2 protein-coding genes are annotated in these 1,097 nt (G+C 44.8%); both read right to left on the reverse strand.

The window, feature by feature from the left end; all coding sequences use genetic code 11:
* Window positions 1–12 precede the first annotated feature (12 nt).
* A complete protein-coding gene (locus ICL07_RS32130; RefSeq protein WP_188092161.1) occupies window positions 13–882 on the reverse strand; it encodes an IS3 family transposase in 870 nt (289 codons plus the stop codon).
* Between the two features lie 23 nt (window positions 883–905).
* Window positions 906–1,097: transposase (locus tag ICL07_RS32135; protein ID WP_188092162.1), on the reverse strand; the 192-nt coding region annotated here is incomplete at its 5' end.

Genomic DNA, 1,097 nt, shown 5'->3' on the forward strand with positions numbered 1-1,097 from the left:
TGTAAGCTCACCCTAATTAGTAACACTTGAAACTAACATTTTCCAATCACAGTCCCGATCTTTCTGTATGGTTGGGAACCAATCGATCTTCTGGTGTTGCAGCAGGAAGGACATTGGTGTTTTATAACCAAGTGATTTGTGAGGGCGTTGGTTATTGTATATCCACATCCAGGCCGTTGCCATTAATTGAGCTTCGGCTAATCTGGTAAATTGATATGCATCCAATACCTCCTCGCGGAAGCTTCTGTTGAACCTTTCCATGTAGCCATTCTGCTGCGGTTTGCCTTTTTCGATGAATTTTAAATCAATTTTTTTATCCATAGCCCAGCTGCGGAGGGCTTCAGCAACAAATTCCGGACCGTTATCAATTCTGATTCTCGTTGGGCTGCCACGCCAGGCTATTAGCTTTTCCAGCTCCCTAACCACTCTTTTACAGGGCAAAGACGTATCTATCGCCAAACAAAGAGCTTCCCGGTTGTAGTCGTCGATTACGTTCAAAGAGCGAAAAGTTATGCCGTTCTGCAAGGTATCATGCATAAAATCCATAGACCAGGTTATATTGGGCCGGATGGGTTGTAGTAGCGGTTCCATTACTCTTGCCGGAAGGCGTTTCCTGCGCTTGCGACGAAGGTTAAGTCCCATTTCCGTATAGATCCTGTAAACACGCTTATGATTCCATTGGTGATTGCAGTTGCGTAAATAATGATGCATCATCCAGAATCCCCATCGCTGGTTAACATCAGCCAACTCACTGAGTTTATCCCTGATCTCCTGATCTGAAGCTTTGGGAACCGCCTCATAATAGTAGACAGATGGAACAATACAAAACAGTTTGAAGGCCTGCCTATAACTCATCCCATAAGCATTGTGGGAATAATCCACCAGCTCGCGCTTCTGGGCAGGCCCTAGAGCTTTTTTTCTATTACATCCTTTAGGACTGTGATCTGGAGCGTTTGTTCTGCCACAATTTTCTTGTATTGAGCAAGTTCTGCTTCCATGTCTTTCAGTTTTTTAAGCTGGTTGGCGTCCATGCCGGAATACTTGCTTTTCCACTGGTAAAAAGTAGGTTGGCTGATCCCATGCTCTCGACAGATCTC

The organism is Chitinophaga qingshengii, from assembly GCF_014529935.1.
Classification (GTDB): domain Bacteria; phylum Bacteroidota; class Bacteroidia; order Chitinophagales; family Chitinophagaceae; genus Chitinophaga; species Chitinophaga qingshengii.